Source organism: Martelella sp. (assembly GCF_984369615.1).
Genome location: NZ_CFHTCS010000046.1, coordinates 1 through 18,060, shown reverse-complemented (window position 1 = coordinate 18,060; position 18,060 = coordinate 1). Strand labels below are relative to the sequence as shown.

The window sequence follows — 18,060 nt, the reverse complement described above, 5'->3', positions numbered from 1 at the left end:
GGCGCTCGCAATGGCCGTGTCCGGCCATGCCCAGGTGCTAACCGAAATCGACGTCGCCATGATCGGCGAACCCGATACGTTCGACCCCATGGTGTCCACCAAGGACGTGGTCAGCATCGTGACCCAGCACTTCGTCGAGACCCTGTTCACCTTCGACGACAATTGGGCGACGGTTCCGCTGCTTGCCGCGGCCATGCCCGATGTCAGCGATGACGGGCTGACTTATGTCATTCCGATCCGCGAAGGCGTCACCTTCCACGACGGCTCCACCATGGATTCGGCTGACGTTGTCGGCTCGCTGGAGCGTTGGCTCGAAGTGGCCTCCCGCGGCAAGAGCGTCGCCGCCTATGTCGACAGCGTCGAGGCGACCGGCGATTATGAGGTGACCATCAAGCTCAACCAGCCTTACGCGCCGCTTCTTTCCCTGCTCGCATTCTCAAACTCGGCGGCGGTGGTCTATCCCGAGGAGATCCTCGCCGACCATATCGACAATGTGGTCGGAACCGGTCCTTACGAGATAGCCGACTATGTGCCGGACCAGTACATCCAGCTCGTCCGCTTCGACGGCTATACCCAGCCGACGGGCGCGGCCGAACGCAAGCAGATTCCCGATGAAATCCGCTTCGTGCCCGTTGCCGATCCGAATACGCGGGTTGAAGGCTTGCTTTCCGGCCAGTTCGATTTTGCCGACAGCCTGTCGACGGAATCTTATGACAGGCTGGAGTCGAGCGACGTCGCCGAGCCATTGTTGCTGGAGCCCTTCGGTTGGCCGCTGTTCGCGATGAACCACAAGAAGGGCATGATGACCGATATCGAGATCCGCAAAGCCGTCCAGGCCGCCCTGCCCTTCGACGACATGCTGTACGCCGCCTTTGGCGACGAGAAATTCTATCAGGTCGAAGGCGCGATGTACCCGGAAGGCTGGGTCTGGAACAATGACGGCGGCGTCGAACTCTATAATCAGAACGATATAAAAGCCGCCGCCGAGCACCTTAAGAATGCGGGCTATGACGACACGCCGCTGCGCATCCTGACCTCGCGCCAGTACGAGTTCCACTACCAGATGGCCCTGGTCGCGAAGGCCGCACTCGAAGCCGCCGGCTTCAAGGTGCAGATGGATGTCGTGGACTGGGCCACGCTCGCCGAGCGACGCAACAACCCCGATCTGTGGGACATCTACATCACCCACTCCCCGTTCCTGCCCGAGCCGGCGCTGATCTCCAGCTTCTCCGCCGAAGCGCGTGAAGGCTGGAATGATCCGGTCAAGAACGAGATCTATGCCCGTTTCACCACCGAAACGGATCCGGAAACCCGCAAGGCCGCGTTCAAGGAACTCCAGACCGAGCTTTACGAGAATGTCGGCTTCATCAAGATCGGCAACTTCAATGCGCTTCAAGGCAAGTCGAAGACGCTCGAAGGCGTCAGCGCCTCGCCGTGGCCGCAGTTCTGGAATGCCTCGACGTCCGAATAACGAGGCATGCCGGCGCGGCACCATGATCGCTGCGCCGGCCGGCTCCTGAAAAGTCCTTCATGGTCGCGAGACGTCGAATGCGGTTATCGTCCGGGGCTCGGATATGCTTCGTCGATATGCCAGGGAATCGAACTGAATGACAAATTATCTCATCAGGCGTTTTGTGGGCATGCTGATCGTGACCTTCCTCGTGCTGACGATTGCCTTCGTGCTTGTGCGGCTCGCGCCGGGAGATCCGGCAGCCCTGATGCTGGGGCCGGACGCGACGCCTCAGGACGTCATGGAACTGCGCGCCAGCCTCGGCCTCGATCAGCCGATCTTCGTGCAATACCTCACCTTCGTCGCCAATGCCGCACAGGGCGATCTCGGACGCTCGCTGTTCTTCGACAATTCGGTGACCTCGGTGCTGGCGGCGCGGGCCGAACCGACCGTGTTCCTGTCGCTGTTCTCGCTGATCTTCGCCCTCGTCATCGCCACGCCGATCGGCATCTACGCCGCCTACCGGCGCGGCTCGGCGCTGGATCAGTCGGCGGTGACGACCGCCATGCTCGCCGCATCGGTTCCGAGCTTCCTGACCGGCCTCATCTTTCAGCGCTATCTCGCCACCGAACTCGGCTGGTTTCCCGCCTCCGGCTATGGCGGGCCCGATGCCGGTTTCCTCGATCGAATGTGGCATCTTGTGCTGCCCTCGATCACGCTCGGCATCGTGAACTCGGCGCTGATCCTGCGCTTCACCCGCGCCTCGATGCTGGACATTCTCAGCGAAGACTATGTGCGCACCGCCCGCGCCAAAGGCATGAGCGAGCGCCGCGTGGTGCTGCGTCACGCACTCAAGAACGCCGGCATTCCGATCATCACCGTCGTCGGGCTCACCTTCGCGCTGCTGGTGGCCGGCGCCGTCGTCACGGAGCGGGTGTTCAATTTGCCGGGGCTTGGCAGCCTTGTGGTGAATGCGGTGCTGCGACGGGATTATCCCGTGATCCAGGGCACGCTCATCGTGGTGGCGATCCTCTACGTCTTCATCAATCTTCTGACCGACCTTCTCTATCTGGTCATCGACAAGCGGGTGCGGTACTGACCATGGCCGATACGACACTTTCCTCCAGCACGCCGGACACGGCCGAACCGGAAGGCACGGGCGAACCCGGTTTCTTCCGTGTCCTGCTTGCGCGGCGCTCGGTTCAGGTCTCGCTGGTCGTGTTCCTGGCGATCGCGATTCTCTGTCTGTTCGCATCGCTGGTGGCGCCCGCCAATCCCGATGCGATGTCGGTGCGCATGCGCCTGCAGGGACCGAGTGCTGCCCACTGGTTCGGCACGGATGCGTTTGGACGCGATGTACTGTCGCGCCTTCTCTACGCAGGGCGCTCTTCGCTCAGCATCGGACTTTCGGTGGCGATCCTGTCGTCGCTGATTGGCGTGGTGATTGGCCTGACGGCAGGCTTCTTCAGCCGGCTCGACTGGCCGTTTTCGCGGTTGATCGACGCGATGATGGCGTTTCCGGACATCCTCATGGCGCTGTCGCTCGTCGCGATCTTCGGCGGCACCCTCACCAATGTCGTGGTCGCGCTCTCGATCGTTTATGCGCCGCGCGTCGCCCGCATCGTCCGCGCCTCGACGATGGTCATCCGCGAAATGCCTTATGTCGAGGCCGCCCGGGCGCTGGGCACGCGGACCTGGCGCATCATGATCACGCATGCGCTGCGCAACATCGTTTCGCCGATCCTGGTGCAGGCCACCTTCATCTTCGCCTATGCGATGCTGGCCGAGGCCGGCCTTTCCTTCCTCGGCATCGGCGTCGATCCCGAGACCCCGACCTGGGGCATTATGGTGAATGAGGGCCGCCAGTACCTCGACTCAGCCATCTATCTCATCCTGTTTCCGGGCGTTGCCATATCGCTGTCCGTACTGACGCTCCAGATCGTCGGCGACGCGCTGCGCGACGCTCTCGACCCGCATCTTGCCAAGGAAGCCTGAATGTCTCTCACCCTCGTCAATTTCCGCATTATCGGGTTCGATGACGCTCCCGATCAAATCCACATCAGCGATGACGGCCTGGTTGCGAAGAACGCCGCGCCGGACGCCCGGATCATCGATTGCAACGGCGCTTTTCTGTCGCCCGGCTGGTGCGACCTGCATGTCCATGTCTGGCATGGCGGCACGGATATCTCGGTTCGGGCCTCGCAGGCAGGCAGGCCGACCGGCGTCACCGCCATGGCCGATGCCGGCTCGGCCGGCGAGGCAAGCTTTCACGGTTTGCGCGAATACGTGATCGAGCGCCAGTCCGAAACCGTCCGGGCGTTTCTCAATATCGGCTCGATCGGCCTCGTCGCCTGCAACCGGGTGCCGGAACTGATCGACTGGCGCTCGATCGACATCGACAAGACGCTGGCCGTGGTCGAGGCCAATCGCGACGTCATCTGCGGCATCAAGGTGCGCGCCTCGGGCGTGATCGTCGGCTCCTGGGGGATCACGCCCGCCAAGATCGCCAAGCGCGTCGCCGAGATGACCAAACTGCCGCTGATGGTGCATGTGGGCGAACCGCCGCCGCTGATTGACGAGGTCTTCGAACTTCTGACGCCGGGCGATATCGTGACCCATTGCTTCAACGGCAAGGCCGCCGGCTCGATCCGCGACACCGATGCGCTGTTCAAAATGGCGCAGGATATGGCGGCGCGGGGCATATTGATGGATATCGGACATGGCGGGGCCTCGTTCAATTTCGAGACCGCACGCGCCTCGATGGCCGATGGCCTGAAGCCGTTCTCGATCTCGACGGACCTCCATCTCCACAGCATCGAGGACCCGGTGCGCGACCTCGCGACCACCATGTCCAAGCTCTACGGCCTCGGCTTGTCGTTCGAGGACTGTATCGAGGCGGTCTGCGCCGGACCGCGCGGCGTGCTCGGTCTCAGCGGGCGCGGCGGCCTTGCCGCGGGCACGCGCGCCGATTTCACGGTTTTCGATTTTGCCGAGGCCTCGCTGCCGGTCCTCGACAGTCAGGGCAACACCATGACGCTGGAACGGCTGTTCGAGCCGCGCATGACGGTGATCGGCAACGACGTTCAGCCGGCCGCGCGGAGGGCCTCATGAACGGGGACGCCATTCTGGATGTCCGGGGACTGAACGTCCGCTTTCGCGGCCAGGGGCGCGAGGTGACGGCGCTGCGCGACGTCAGCTTCAGCATCGGCCGCGGCCGGACGCTTGCGCTGGTGGGCGAGAGCGGCTCCGGTAAATCGGTGACCTCGCTGGCGCTGATGGGCCTTCTGCCGCCGAACGGCAGGATCGCGGCGGGCACGCTTGCCTATCGCCACCGCGACGGCCGCGCGCTCGAACTGACGGAGCTTGGCGCGGCGGAGCGGCGGCGGCTGCGCGGCGTCCAGATGTCGATGATTTTCCAGGAGCCGATGTCGTCGCTCAACCCGCTGTTCACGATCGGAGACCAGATCGGCGAGATGCTGTTCCTGCACGAGACCATGGACGCGGCGACGAGGCGCAGGCGCACGATCGAAATGCTGGAACTGGTCGAGATCCCCGAGGCGGCCAAGCGAATGGACAGCTACCCCCACGAACTCTCGGGCGGCATGCGCCAGCGCGTGATGATCGCCATGGCAATGATCTGCAAGCCTTCGCTGCTGATCGCCGATGAGCCGACGACCGCGCTCGATGTCACGATCCAGGCGCAGATCCTCGACCTGATGCGGCAGTTGCAGAAGGATTTCGGCATGTCGATCCTGTTCATCACCCATGACATGGGCGTGGTGGCCGAGATGGCGGACGATGTCGCGGTCATGTATGCCGGCGGGGTGGTCGAGCAGGCCGGCGTCGACGCGCTCTTCAACGATACCCGGCATCCTTACACCAAGGGACTTCTCTCCTCGATACCGGGGCCATGGCGCCCGCGCGGCGAGCGGCTGGTGCCGATTCCGGGTTCCGTGCCGCCGCTTGCCAGCCTGCCGCCGGGATGCGCGTTCGCGCCGCGCTGCGGTTATGCCGAACCGCGCTGTCGCGAGCCGGTTGCGCTGACGCGCAAGGCGCCCGACCATCTCGCCGCCTGCATCCTGGAAGGTAGTCTGGCGCCATGACAGAGCCGTTTATCAGCATTCGCAACATGACCAAGACGTTCGGCCCTGCGAGCGACCCGGTCTATGCCGTCAACGACGTCAGCTTCGATATCCCGAAGGGGTCGATAACGGGGCTGGTCGGAGAAAGCGGTTCGGGAAAGTCCACCCTGGGGCGCAGCCTGCTCAGGCTGATCGAGCCGACATCGGGCAGCACGGTTTTCGACGGCTGCGACCTCAACAGCCTGAAGGCCGGCGATCTGAGGGCCATGCGGCAACGCATGCAGATGGTGTTTCAGGACCCGGTCTCCTCTCTCAACCCCAGGCTTTCGGTCGAGGCGATCATTGCCGAAGGTCTCGTCGCGCATGGCATCGGCTCGCGGCGCACCCGCCGCGATAAAGTGGCTTCGCTTCTGGAGGAGGTCGGTCTCAGCGCCGACCACATGCGGCGCTATCCGCACGAATTCTCGGGCGGCCAGCGTCAGCGCATCGGCATTGCCCGCGCGCTCGCGCTGGAGCCGGAATTCATCGTCGCCGACGAGAGCGTCTCCGCCCTCGATGTGTCGATCCAGGCGCAGGTGCTCAATCTGCTGCTCGATCTGCGCGAACGGCGCAACCTGACCATGCTGTTCATCGCCCACGACCTGTCGGTGGTCGACTATCTCTGCGATCAGGTCGCTGTCATGTATCTGGGCCGGTTGATGGAAATCGGTCCCGCCGCCGATATCCACGAACGTCCGCGCCACCCCTACACGCTGGCGCTGAACTCGGCAATTCCGATGCCGCGGCCTGGCGCCGCGCGCAACCGGGAGGTTCTCAAGGGCGATATCCCCAGTCCGATGTCGCCGCCATCCGGATGCGTCTTTCGGACCCGATGCGCGCATGCGCGCGAGATCTGCGCCTCCGGCATTCCCTCGCCCGTGGAGGTTTCCGCGGGTCATTACAGTCACTGCAAGAGAATAGAGGCAATTGGTGAAAATTGATAATTTGCGGGAATCGCCCGAGGCGAGGCTCGTTCGGTCCGGCCTCGCGCTCCCGGCGGATCCGCCCCGGCCGGTCGGCTCGTTCTGCAACGTGCGCCGGTCCGGCAACCTGCTGTTCGTATCCGGTCAGGGGCCCGTGCTCGCCGACGGCACGCTGATGACCGGGAAGGTCGGCGACACCGTTTCGGCGGAAGAGGCGCGCGAACATGCCGAACTCGTCGCGATCAACATCCTGACCGCCCTGCGCGCGTTTTGCGACGGCTCGCTCGACCGGGTGAGAGGCGTGGTGAAACTGCTTGGCCTCGTCAACGCGACGCCGGAGTTTTCGCGCCACCCCTATGTCATCGACGGCGCCTCGGATCTGCTCGCCTCCATCTTCGGACAGGCCGGCATTCACTCGCGCTCCGCGTTTGGCGTGGGCTCGCTGCCCAACCAGATCACGGTCGAGATCGAGGCAATCTTCGAAATCGATGCGGACGGCCTTCAAGCCGGAACAATGGCGGACGTTCTATGACCCACGGCGCGCTCGACAAGACTTGCGGCCTCGCGCACCTGCACGGAAATGCTGTCGAACTTCTCCTCGAGCCGGTGGCGCGGCATGACCACGGACATGGTGAGCTGGCAGGCGCCGTCCGCGTCGCGGATGGGGGCGGCGATGCAGACCACGCCCTCCTCGGAACTGCCGGACTGCACCGAAAGCCCTTCGAGAAAGTCCTTGCGGCTGCGCTCGGAAAGAGCTTCCGGATCGATTTCGGCAAGCCCGGTGTTGGAGGGACGAGCGCTTTCGGCGAAGGCGGCGGTGCGTTCGGCCGGATCGAGGTGGCCGAGCAGAAGCAGGCCCGAAGCGGTCCAGTTGAGCGGAACGCGGGTGCCGACATCGGAGGTCACGCGAAAGTGGCCCTCGCCCTCGGCCATGCCGATGACGACCATCATGCCGCCGTCGCGGGCGCAGACCTGAACCATCTCGCCGGTTCGCCGGCTGAGCGCGAGCATCTCCTTCTCGGCCTCGACATACATGTTCATGCGCGAGCGGTAGGCAAGGCCGTAATGCATCAGCCGCGGCCCGAACCAGACAAGGCTCTCGGACGTCCGGCTCAACATGCCGCGTTCGACCAGTTCATCGATCAGGCGGTAGATCGTGGAAACCGGCGCGGCGGCGCTCTTGGCAAGTTCGTAGGCGGTCATGGGACGCCTGTAGTCGAGCAGGATATCCATGATCTGCAGCGTCCTGTCGATACCGCTGGTGCGCGAGCGCGGCGCTTTGCTGGTGTCTTGCATTCCAGTTCCGACCTTCCTTGATTGACCTCATCTTATTTCATAATTATGGAGTATTTTTCAATGGGCAATGACCAACCCTCCACAGCACTGGACTGGCGCTGGCACGACGAAAACGGCTTCCGGCGCGTCGTCAACGTCGCCGGCACGATGACGGGGCTCGGCGCCTCGGTAGCGCCCACCCCGGAAGTTTCGGGCGAGACGGCCGCCGCCACCGAGCGTTTCGTCGACATGCATGAATTGCAGGCGCTCGCCAGCAGAACGATTACGGAACTGACCGGCGCCGAGGCGGGCTGTCTGACGGCTTCGGCGGGGGCCGGCATATCGCTTGCGGTGGCGGCCTGCATCACCGGCCTCGACCCGGCGCGGGTGGAGGCGCTGCCGCTCAATCCCGGCCCGAAGTCGGGCGTCGCGGTGCAGATGGGGCACCTGTGCGAATACGGGTCGTCGATCGCGACCGGGGTCGCGCTTGCCGGTGCGAACGTCCGCGTCGCCGGCACGGCGACGCTGTGCAAGGACTTTCAGCTTTCCGCGGTCCTCGACGAGAACACCGCGGCCGCGCTTTACGTGGTGTCGCATCACGTGGTGCATTACGGCCAGATCCCGTTCGAGCGCTTTGCGCGGCTTGCCCATGAAAAGGGCGTACCGGTGATCGTCGATGCGGCCTCGGAATATGATTTGCGCGGCTTTCTCGAGAAGGGCGCGGACCTGGTGATCTATTCCGGACACAAATTCCTCGGCGGCCCGACCTCGGGCATCATCGCCGGCCGGCGCGATCTTGTGCGGGCCTGCTATCTGCAGAATATCGGCATTGGCCGCGGCATGAAAATCGGCAAGGAAAGCATCATGGGCGCGATCGCCGCCATGCGGGCCTGGATGAAGCGCGACCACGCGGCGATCCGCGCGCGGGAGACGGCGGCGCTCGAACTCTGGCGCGAGGCGCTCGGCGATCTCCCCGGCATTTCCGCCTATCGCGTTCCCGACCCGACCGGCAATCCGCTGGAACGGCTGCAGGTCGACGTCGATCCGGACAAGGCCGGCGCGGGCGCTCCGGTGATCACGGCCGCCCTCGGCAGACGCGATCCGGCCATCATCGTGCGCGGCCACGAGGCCGAGCTCGGATTCTTCCAGCTCGATCCCTGCAATCTTCTGCCGGGCCACGCCGAACTCGTCGCCGAAGCGCTCAGGGACGAAATCTCGCGCGGCGCGTGGGAGGGGATCGACCCGGAGGAAGCGCTCGCCTCCGCCCGCAACGGCGGCACGGAAGGCTATCTGCGCTGGCTTGGCAACGGCTGAGGCGGCGCGGCTCTATCTGTTACCGCGCTCATTTTCGCGAATGGCAGGTGATTCCGCCTGAGCGCGAATTACGCCACGACCGGGCAGGCGCGTCTTGCACCGGCGCCCGCTCCCGTGGCGTCCCTGCGGCATGCGTAGCACGGCGTCCTGCTTAACGCATTGCGACGCCGACCTGAACCGCATCATGCATCGCTCTCGTCGTCGCACGGGAAGGTGAAGTGGCTCGGTTCGTTTGAACAGACAGATGGTCGTTTCTGAGTGACGTCCGGCCGCATTCACGCTGCCGCTGATATTGCGGGCAGCGCGTTGAAGTAAGCCTGATCCGTCGATCCGTCGAAACCTGTCCTTTTCGGTTATTTCACAGGCCCCCAGACCTTTACGCTAGCACACGCTGTAAAGCTGGAAGAGCTTTGAGACATTTCGATCGATATCTTAAAGCGCCGTGCGTCCGTTAGGACGCACAAAGGACGCTCTAACCTATTGAATCTACGCATCGTGCTTTCCGAAAATCGATTCCGATTTTCGGAAAGCACGATGCGCTAGAGGTCGTACCTCGCCATTATCGCTTCAATCACGTGGTCCTGCGCGGGGTCCGGCAGAAGGGCCGGCTGGCGGGAGAGACCCACGGACGGATCACGCAAATAGAGCGCCCGCTTCACCAGGGCCGGCGGATAGCCGAGCTTGTAGAGATCGGTGCGGAAGGCGGCGTAGGTTTCCTGGGCCTTCTTCGCCCCCGCCTCGTCGCCTGCGTTGACGCATGAAACGATCCTCGCCAGCACATCGGGCATGACGTTGCCGAGGCCGGAGATGCAGCCCTTCGCGCCGTTGGTCAGCGCCCAGCGCACAAGCTGATCCGGACCGGAATAGACATCGAAACCGTCAACGTCGCGTCCGACCGTCATATAGGCCTCAAGCGTGTCCTGTGCGCCGCCCGAATCCTTGATGCCCGCGATATTGCCGTGGCCGGCCAGCCGGCGCGCGGTCTCGGGCTCGATATGGTTCTGGGTGCGCGCCGGAATGTCGTAAAGATAGATCGGCGTTTCCACCGCATCGGCGACCGTGGTGAAATGGCGCTCGAGACCATCCTGCGTGCAGGCGATGAAGAACGGCGTGATGACGGCGATGCCGTCGACGCCGATGCGGTCGAACTCGCGCGCCAGCTTCACCGTCTCGAAGGTCGCGGGCATGCCGGCATTGACGATGACGCGGGCGCGACCGGCGACCTCGTCGACCACCTCGCCGCAAAGCCGCACCTTCTCCTCGAAGGTCAGCGCCGAGAAATCGCCGTTGGTGCCGGCGCACATGATGTTGTTGCCGGCCGAAACCTGCCGGCGCACCTGCGCCCGCGTCGCCGCGTAATTGATGGTTTCGTCGTCGTTGAAACAGGTGACGAGCGCGACGAACGCTTCCTTCTTGCCGGTCATTCTTCCCCCTCAGCCGCGCGCGGCGGCCCCCATTTTGGCGGCATAATCGAGCGCCGCCAGCATATTGACGTGATTGGCCCTGCCCGTGCCGGCGATATCGAAGGCCGTGCCGTGATCGACCGAACAGCGATCGATCGGCAGGCCGAGCGAGACGTTGACGGCGGTATCGAAGGCCACGAGCTTGATCGGGATATGGCCCTGATCGTGATACTGGGCGACGACCAGGTCGAAGGCGCCGTTATAGGCGCGGTGATAGACGGTATCGGCCGAGATGGGCCCTTCCACATGGATACCCTCGGCCTTCGCCGCCGCCACGGCGGGCGCGATCGCCTCGTCATCCTCCCGGCCGAAAAGCCCGTTCTCGCCGCAATGCGGATTGATGCCGGCCACCGCGATGCGCGGCGCTTCGAGCCCCATGCGCTTCATGTGTTTGTGGCCGGTGCGGATGGTTTCGAGCACCCGCTCCGTCGTCGCCCGCCCGATCGCATCCCTGAGCGAGACATGGGTCGAGACATGCACGACGTTGAGCCGCTCGGAGGCGAGCAGCATCCACGACGACTTCGATCCCGTCAGATGCGCCAGCATGCCGGTATGGCCGTCATAGTGATGCCCGGCCGCATTCAGCGCTTCCTTGTTGATCGGCGCGGTGACGATTGAGGCGGCCTCGCCGCCCATGGCCAGCTCCACCGCGCGGGCGATATAGCGATAGGAGGCCTCGCCGCAAGCCGGGCTCAGGACGCCGAATTTGCCTGGCAACCCATCGACGGCGATATGATCGACGCGGATACCGTCACCCGCCTCATCCGGCGCAAGGATTGGCAGATCGACACCGCAAACCGCCGCGGCGCGGGCAACCGTCGATCGGTCCCCGATGACGCGGACGTGCCGGCGCAAGGCGGCATCGCGCGCGGCCAGCGCTCTCACCGTTACCTCAGCGCCCACCCCGGAGGGATCCCCCATGGTGATGACGATTGACTGTTTCATGAAGGCCTCCCGAGAACGACGCGTCGCACAGCTTTTAACTTATAGGTAAACAGGTTTCAATATCCGGCACATAAATTAATAGGAAACGTCATTTCACCTTGAAATTTATCCTCTTTTTATCGCAAGATCGTGACATAACAATAATGACAACATCGGGAGACGATTGTGCCGCCGGACGTTCTGATCATAGCCGATGACCTGACGGGCGCGCTCGATTCGAGCGTTGCCTTTGCGGGACCGGGGCGATCCGTGCTGGTGGCGCGCAAACCGGATGCCATTCCCGCGCTTCTGCGCCAATCGCCGGATGTGCTCGCCGTCAACACGGCAAGCCGGGAATGCGACGCGGAAGAAGCGGAAAAGCGCATGGCGGCGGCCCTCGCCCATCTGCCGTTGGCCGATATTCCGATCATCATGAAGAAGGTCGACTCGCGGCTCAAGGGCAATATCGCTGCCGAAATGGGCGCGCTACGGGCAACCCTCGGCACGCGCCGCATCATCGCGGCCCCGGCGATCCCGACGATGGGCCGTCGCGTAACGGGCGGCATGCTGAGCGGCGATGGCATTGCCGCGCCGATCGACGTCGCCTCCCGCATCGAGGTTTCGGCCGAAATCCCGGATGTCGAGAACGACCGCGACATGGACGGTCTTGTGCGTTCCGTCGGTCCCGGCGCGCTGTGGGTCGGCGCGCGCGGGCTTGCCTTTGCGCTGGCGCGCGCCGCGGGGCACCCCGAACAACGGCCCTTCCGGCTCGCGCCCCCGCTGATGATCGTCAACGGATCGCGCGACCCGATCACGATGGCGCAGATCGAGCGCCTGCGGGCACTGACATCGGTGCTCGAAGCGCCCGATGGTGGGGTTCCGGCAACCGCCGAGACCGGATTGCCGCGCGCCGTGTCCATCTGTAATGGCGGCGGCGGCCTTTCCGGCGAAGCAGCCGGCGCCCGCTTCTGCGACGGTGTCAGCCGCCTGCTGCACCCGCTCAGGCCACGGTCACTGCTGGTGGCGGGCGGCGAAAGCTGCAACGGCATTCTCGACCGCCTCGATATCCGGAGTTTACAAGTGGTCGCCGAATTGCGGCCCGGCCTGCCGGCCAGTCATGCCGCGGCGCCTTGGGGAAATTTACAACTCGTGACAAAATCGGGCGGTTTTGGTAGGCCGTCGCTTCTCGCCGAGATTTTTGCCGAGGCGGAGAGCGGCGATGACGAAGAGGACATGCGATGACCGACAATCTGAACCAGGACGCGGATCGCGGCGCAGCAAACCGGCGCACCTCGCTGTCGGACAAGGTCTACGAGGCGTTGCGCGGGCGGATCATGCGCGGCGATTACGGCGCCAATGAAAAACTGCCGGCGGAAAAGGATCTCTCGGTCAAGTTCGGCGTCTCGCGCCCGGTGCTGCGCGTGGCGCTGGAGCGGCTGCGGGACGAGCGGCTGATCTATTCGCGCCAGGGCGCCGGCAATTTCGTGCGGATCAAGCGCGAGACGGCGCTCGGCTACACGCCCGTTGAAACCATCGCCGATATCCAGCGCTGCTACGAATTCCGCCTGACCGTCGAGACCGATGCCGCCGCCCTTGCAGCGCTGAGACGCAACGAGGCGGCGCTCGCAGAGATGGAACGGGCGCTGCACCTCCTGTCGGATGCGACCGGCCAGCAGCTGCACCGCGAGGACGCCGATTTCGCCTTTCACCAGTCCGTCGCCCAGGCTACCAACAACCAGTATTACGGCGAAACGCTGAAGGCGCTGCGCGACCACATCTATGTTGGTATGAAGCTGCACGGCGAGACGCTGATGTCCGATGGCGCCTGGGCGCTGGAGGAGGTGCTGGCCGAGCACAAGGCGATCTACACAGCGATCAGGGAACGCGCGCCGGACGCCGCCCGCGCCGCCATGCGCGCCCATATCGAGCATTCGCGCGAGCGGCTTTTCGGCGGCGGCCTGTTTGATCTTTCACTCTGAAAACAGAATGGAGGCGGCAAGGCAGCCGCGCTCCCCTTCTTGCGGCAATGCCTAGAACGCAGCCCGATAGATCGCATGCACGTCATCGACCGGCATGTCGCGCGGATTGTTGTCCATCAGCCGGCGGATGGCATGGGCCTCCTCGGCCCAGAGCCGCAGATCCGCCTCGTCGGCGCCGTGGGCCCCCAGCCGCATCTCGACGCCGAGGCCCGCGCAGAACTGATGGGCGGCACGATGAACCGCTTCCGGCGTTTCCGCCGCAAGGCCGAGCGCGGCCATGATTTCACCGGTCTTCTCAGCCGCCACGGGCTGATTGAAGGCCAGCACATGCGGAAAGATGATGGCGTTGGCGAGCCCGTGCGGCAGGCCGAGCCGGGTGCCGAGCGGATAGGCGAGCGCATGGCCCGCAGCAGTATTGACCGGCCCGAGGCAGATGCCGCCGTAATAGGAGGCCAGCATCATGCCCGCGCGCGCCTCGGCGTCATTGCCGTTTTCGACCGCGCGGCCGAGATATCGGCCAATCAGGCCGATGCCGAGCCGGGCGTAACCGTCGATCAGGTCGTGAGCCCTGATATTGGTGAAGGCCTCGACGCAATGAGCCAATGCGTCGATCCCCGTCGCAGCCGTTACCGCCGGCGGCACGGAATAGGTCAACTCGGGGTCGAGGATGGCGATATCGGCGAGCAGGAACGGGCTTTCGACAGCCAGTTTCGACTTGGTTTCGGGATCGGTCAGCAGCGCGCGGATGCCCGCTTCCGAGCCGGTGCCCGCCGTGGTCGCGACCTGGGCCAGCGGCGTGCGCCTGCCGGCGACCTTGTTCGGACCGACAACATCGCGGACGGATTGCTGCCCGTCCCAGAGCGCAGCCGTCAGCTTGGCGACATCGAGAACGGAGCCGCCGCCGAGACCAACGACGAGATCCGGCTTGTGCATCCGGGCCGCCTCCAGAACCGCCTCGAAGGCGGGAAGATCGGGCTCCGGCGGCGCTTCGGCATAGACCCGGACATCGCCGGGAAGACAAAGCCGTTCGACATAATGCGCCGTCGGGCCGCCGGCGATGACGAAAGGCCGCTTTGCGGTCGCCGCCCAGTCGCCGAGCCTTGCCGCCGTGCCGATGCCGACTTCAAGTCGCTTCGGTTGATGGAGCGTGATCGGGCGATCCATGCTGTTCATCTTCTCTCCTTTCACGTCCGGTTTTCCGGAACCCGCGCAACAAGCCCGGCGACGATTGCGGCATCGAGCGCGACATGCCGGATGGCGCGGCGGTAAAGCGTGTAGGCTATGTCGAGCCCGCCATCGGCGCGCCGCAGCAGCACGGGATAGGAAAGCTCCTTGTTCCTGCCGTCGAGCGAGTTGTTGGTGAGGCAGGTGCCGGGGCTGTCCTCGATCGTGTAGCGCACCGGAAAGGTGCGGCCGCCATCGCCCGAAAGACAGAGCGTGAGCGGCGCGCGCTCGACGCCCCAGATCGGATTGCAGCCCTCGGCCGCCTCGGGCCGGGCGTCGTCTGCCTCCAGTTCGTCGTAGAGCGAGGCGCGGCGCGCATCCGATTGCGCGGACGAGACCGGATTGCAGACCATGGCCACGATACTCCCCTCAAGGCGCACGGCGTTGACGGAACTGTTGTTGTTCGGCACATCCGTCGGCGCGGGCGCGCTCCAGCTCCGCCCGCCGTCATGGCTTTCGGAGCGATGAACGAAATCGGCCTGACGACGGCGATAAAGCGCGATCATCTCCGCCCCGCCCAGGCTGACCGGCGTCATGTGCACCGCGCCCTCCGAGCCCGGAACGTCGACAACTACCCAGCTTTCGCCGCCATTCTCACTGACGGCGACCGCCGCGGTGTCGAAAGCGCCGGTCCAGCGAATGCCGGGCCGCGGGTTGCAACGGAAGAGCGGCAGACACCAGGCCCCGTCATCCCGCACATAGGGAGCGGCCCGAACGAAGGTGCCGGGCGGCAGGCCCGTGTCGCGCGCCTCAGCAGCCGCCAGCCGACCGCCTTCAAGCGCGAGCCGGCGCATGAACACCCGGGACTCATCCTGATTGCCGGCGGGCTGGGCTGTATTGAACAGCAGGATATCGCCTCTTGGCGCGACGAAGATGACCGGGTTCTGTTCCGAGCAGTCGGGATCATCGCTCAGCCGCATGGCCTCGCCCCACGCCTCCGCGTCGGGATCGAGCAGCGAGGCGTGGATGGAAATGTCGGACTTGCCTTCAAGCGTGCCGCCGAACCAGGCGCAGACAAGGCGCCCGCCTGGCAGGCGCGACAGGAAGGCGGCGTGGTTCTGCACCGTCGGCGCGGGAAGAATGGCCTGCCTGCCATCCGGACGCGCCTCAAATTTTCCCGTCATTGTCCGGGCGATATCCTCCGGCGTCATGCACATGCTCCTCGGCTTGGTTCTGGCCTTCAAAAAACAGGCGAGAAAACAAGTTGTCAAGTTGAAGTTTTCGAACGATCGCCCACAAAGTCGTACATATCCGTATATTTATCGTTTGTTTTCAGCAATTTATAATAATATCAAAATCGGATTCGGCGACTAAACGGAGAAGGCGTTTGACAAATGTTATCAACTTTACCAATATTGCGACAAGCTTGATCCGGCATTGAGGCCGGACCTGCGTCATCGACGGCCCTGTTTAATTTGCGCGGGCAGCGGCGCGAGGGCCTGAACGACGTTATGCTGCGACGTTCCTGGAGGAGGAAAACAATGAAACGCAGAACTTTGCTTGCCGGGCTTTTGCTGGCGTCGTCGCTGACGCCGGCCTTTGCACAGGAGGAGGGGTCGGTCACCGTCGTTCTGGCGGAAGAGCCGGATCTGGTCGAGCCATGCATGGCGACGCGCTCCAATATCGGGCGCATCGTGCTCCAGAACATCTCCGAAACGCTGACAGAACTCGACGTTCGCGGCGATGAGGGGTTGAAACCGCGCCTGGCGGAAAGCTGGGAAATGACCGACGACAACACCTGGCGCTTCCACCTGCGCGAAGGCGTCAGCTTCTCCGACGGTTCGGCCTTCGACGCGGAAGACGTCAAGCACTCCTTCGACAGGGCGCAAAGCGACCAGATCGTGTGTGAAATCTCGCGCTATTATGACGGCATCTCGATCACGCCAAATGTCGTCGACGAGTACACGATCGATTTCACCACCGAGCCGGCGCAGCCGATCCTGCCGCTTCTTCTGTCGCTTCTGACCATCGTGCCGTCGGAGACACCGATTGAATTCACGCGCGAACCGATCGGCACAGGGCCTTACGTGCTTACCGACTGGACGCCGGGCCAGAGCATCACGCTGACCCGCCGCGACGATTACTGGGGCGACGCCCCGGCCGTCGAAACGGCGGAATACGTCTTCCGCACTGACGCCGCCGTGCGCGCGGCCATGGTGGAGACCGGCGAGGCGGACATCGCGCCTTCGATCTCGGCCATCGACGCGACCACCGATCTCGACCACGCCTATCCGAACTCGGAAACGACCTATCTCCGGATCGATCATTCCGTGCCGCCGCTTTCCGACAAGCGGGTGCGCGAGGCGCTGAACATCGCCATCGACCGGGAAGCCTTCATCGGCACCATCCTGCCCGAAGGCGCGGATATCGCCACGGCGATCAACGTACCGACGACGCTGGGCTGGAACCCGGACACGAAGGCATGGCCCTATGATCCCGAACGCGCTCGCGAGCTTCTGGAAGAGGCCGCCGCCGATGGCGTTCCGGTCGATACCGAAATCCTGCTGGTCGGCCGCACCGGCAATTTCCCCGGCGCCACCGAATTCTACGAAGCAATCACCAGCATGCTGAACGAGGCCGGCTTCAACGTGAAGCTCCAGATGGTCGAGGTGGCGGAACACGAACAGTTCTACTCCAAGCCCTATGTCGATGATCGCGGCCCGATCATGGTCGGCGCGCAGCATGACAATTCGCGCGGCGATCCGGTGTTCTCGATGTTCTTCAAGTACCACTCCGAAGGCCGCCAGTCGGGCATTGCCGACGCGCATGCCGACGAGCTGATCGAGGAAGCAACCGCGGCAACCGGGGCGGAGCGCGAGGCTCTGTGGTCTGAACTCTTCGGCTACCTGCATGACGATGTGATCGCCGATGTGCTGCTGTTCCACATGGTCGGGTTCGCCCGCGTGGGCGAAGACGTGGATTTCACGCCGACGATCGCGACCAACAGCCAGCTTCAGCTCGCCGAAATCGGCCTGAAGTAAGACCTGCCAAGAAAAAAGCGCGCGCGGTCCTTCCGCGCGTGCTTCCCTTTTGAAAAACGAGAGAACACGATGAAGAAAACGCTGGGAAAACGCGGGCTGACGAGCTTCGTCTCGCTGCTGGTCCTGATCGTGCTTGTGTTCTTCCTGTCGCGGCTGACCGGCGATCCGACATCGCTTTACCTGCCGGTCGACGCATCCGAGACGATGCGCGAGAATTTCCGCGAAATCCACGGCCTGAACGATCCCGTTCTGGTGCAGTTCTGGCATTACGTCACCGATATCGCCCGTCTCGATTTCGGCGACAGCCTGAGAAAGGCCCGCCCCGCGCTGGAAGTGGTTATCGAGGCCTTTGCCTGGACGCTGCAGCTTGCCTTCATCACCATGGTTCTGGTGACCGCCGCCGCCA

Annotated in this window: 16 protein-coding genes and 1 pseudogene; 12 read left to right on the top strand and 5 right to left on the bottom strand. The window is 64.1% G+C overall.

Annotation, left to right across the window (positions count from 1 at the left end):
- From AC5DC2_RS06200 to AC5DC2_RS06170, 7 genes are all read left to right on the top strand, one after another.
- Positions 1 to 1,471 (top strand): ABC transporter substrate-binding protein (locus tag AC5DC2_RS06200; RefSeq protein ID WP_491697878.1); only part of this gene is annotated, 1,471 nt, incomplete at its 5' end.
- A 136-nt stretch (positions 1,472 to 1,607) separates the two neighbouring features.
- Complete coding sequence (locus AC5DC2_RS06195; protein WP_491697877.1) at positions 1,608 to 2,549, top strand: ABC transporter permease; 942 nt, start codon at positions 1,608 to 1,610, stop codon at positions 2,547 to 2,549.
- 2 nt (positions 2,550 to 2,551) lie between these two features.
- Positions 2,552 to 3,445, top strand: coding sequence for an ABC transporter permease (locus AC5DC2_RS06190; protein WP_491697876.1), 894 nt, complete (start codon positions 2,552 to 2,554; stop codon positions 3,443 to 3,445).
- A complete protein-coding gene (locus AC5DC2_RS06185; protein ID WP_491697875.1) occupies positions 3,446 to 4,561 on the top strand; it encodes an amidohydrolase/deacetylase family metallohydrolase in 1,116 nt (371 codons plus the stop codon). It abuts the gene before it with no gap.
- Positions 4,558 to 5,553: an ABC transporter ATP-binding protein gene (locus tag AC5DC2_RS06180; protein ID WP_491697874.1), complete on the top strand. Its 996-nt coding sequence runs from the start codon at positions 4,558 to 4,560 to the stop codon at positions 5,551 to 5,553. Before AC5DC2_RS06185 ends, AC5DC2_RS06180 begins: the two co-directional genes overlap by 4 nt.
- The gene (locus AC5DC2_RS06175) at positions 5,550 to 6,512 is read left to right on the top strand and encodes an ABC transporter ATP-binding protein (protein WP_024706016.1); all 963 of its coding nucleotides are present in this window, start codon (positions 5,550 to 5,552) and stop codon (positions 6,510 to 6,512) included. The genes AC5DC2_RS06180 and AC5DC2_RS06175 overlap by 4 nt, the downstream gene beginning before the upstream one ends.
- Complete coding sequence (locus AC5DC2_RS06170) at positions 6,502 to 7,026, top strand: RidA family protein (RefSeq protein WP_491697873.1); 525 nt, start codon at positions 6,502 to 6,504, stop codon at positions 7,024 to 7,026. Before AC5DC2_RS06175 ends, AC5DC2_RS06170 begins: the two co-directional genes overlap by 11 nt.
- Here AC5DC2_RS06170 and AC5DC2_RS06165 read toward each other — a convergent pair.
- Positions 6,996 to 7,790, bottom strand: a complete 795-nt coding sequence (locus tag AC5DC2_RS06165) for an IclR family transcriptional regulator (RefSeq protein ID WP_491697872.1) — start codon at positions 7,788 to 7,790, stop codon at positions 6,996 to 6,998. The genes AC5DC2_RS06170 and AC5DC2_RS06165 overlap by 31 nt on opposite strands.
- Before the next feature lie 60 nt (positions 7,791 to 7,850).
- Here AC5DC2_RS06165 and AC5DC2_RS06160 point away from each other — a divergent pair, with 60 nt between their 5' ends.
- Positions 7,851 to 9,083, top strand: coding sequence for an aminotransferase class V-fold PLP-dependent enzyme (locus tag AC5DC2_RS06160; protein WP_491697871.1), 1,233 nt, complete (start codon positions 7,851 to 7,853; stop codon positions 9,081 to 9,083).
- Between the two features lie 539 nt (positions 9,084 to 9,622).
- Here AC5DC2_RS06160 and AC5DC2_RS06155 read toward each other — a convergent pair.
- Both AC5DC2_RS06155 and pdxA read right to left on the bottom strand, forming a co-directional pair.
- Complete coding sequence (locus AC5DC2_RS06155; protein WP_491697870.1) at positions 9,623 to 10,507, bottom strand: dihydrodipicolinate synthase family protein; 885 nt, start codon at positions 10,505 to 10,507, stop codon at positions 9,623 to 9,625.
- Between the two features lie 9 nt (positions 10,508 to 10,516).
- On the bottom strand, positions 10,517 to 11,491 hold the full coding sequence (gene pdxA, locus AC5DC2_RS06150) for a 4-hydroxythreonine-4-phosphate dehydrogenase PdxA (protein ID WP_491697869.1): 975 nt from the start codon (positions 11,489 to 11,491) through the stop codon (positions 10,517 to 10,519).
- Between the two features lie 165 nt (positions 11,492 to 11,656).
- Between pdxA and AC5DC2_RS06145 the strand changes: the two genes are divergently transcribed.
- Together AC5DC2_RS06145 and AC5DC2_RS06140 are read left to right on the top strand one after the other, a co-directional pair.
- On the top strand, positions 11,657 to 12,712 hold the full coding sequence (locus AC5DC2_RS06145) for a four-carbon acid sugar kinase family protein (protein WP_491697868.1): 1,056 nt from the start codon (positions 11,657 to 11,659) through the stop codon (positions 12,710 to 12,712).
- Complete coding sequence (locus AC5DC2_RS06140; RefSeq protein WP_491697867.1) at positions 12,709 to 13,449, top strand: FadR/GntR family transcriptional regulator; 741 nt, start codon at positions 12,709 to 12,711, stop codon at positions 13,447 to 13,449. The genes AC5DC2_RS06145 and AC5DC2_RS06140 overlap by 4 nt, the downstream gene beginning before the upstream one ends.
- Before the next feature lie 51 nt (positions 13,450 to 13,500).
- Here the strand turns inward: AC5DC2_RS06140 and AC5DC2_RS06135 are convergent, their stop codons facing one another.
- Complete coding sequence (locus tag AC5DC2_RS06135; RefSeq protein ID WP_491697866.1) at positions 13,501 to 14,622, bottom strand: iron-containing alcohol dehydrogenase; 1,122 nt, start codon at positions 14,620 to 14,622, stop codon at positions 13,501 to 13,503.
- Positions 14,623 to 14,633: 11 nt separating this feature from the next.
- Positions 14,634 to 15,824 carry a sialidase family protein gene (locus AC5DC2_RS06130; protein WP_491697865.1) on the bottom strand — a complete coding sequence of 397 codons (1,191 nt, stop codon included), beginning with the start codon at positions 15,822 to 15,824 and terminating at the stop codon, positions 14,634 to 14,636.
- Positions 15,825 to 16,154: 330 nt separating this feature from the next.
- Here AC5DC2_RS06130 and AC5DC2_RS06125 point away from each other — a divergent pair, with 330 nt between their 5' ends.
- On the top strand, positions 16,155 to 17,654 hold the full coding sequence (locus tag AC5DC2_RS06125; protein WP_491697864.1) for an ABC transporter substrate-binding protein: 1,500 nt from the start codon (positions 16,155 to 16,157) through the stop codon (positions 17,652 to 17,654).
- 69 nt (positions 17,655 to 17,723) lie between these two features.
- Positions 17,724 to 18,060, top strand: a pseudogene (locus AC5DC2_RS06120) (ABC transporter permease); the annotation flags it as partial.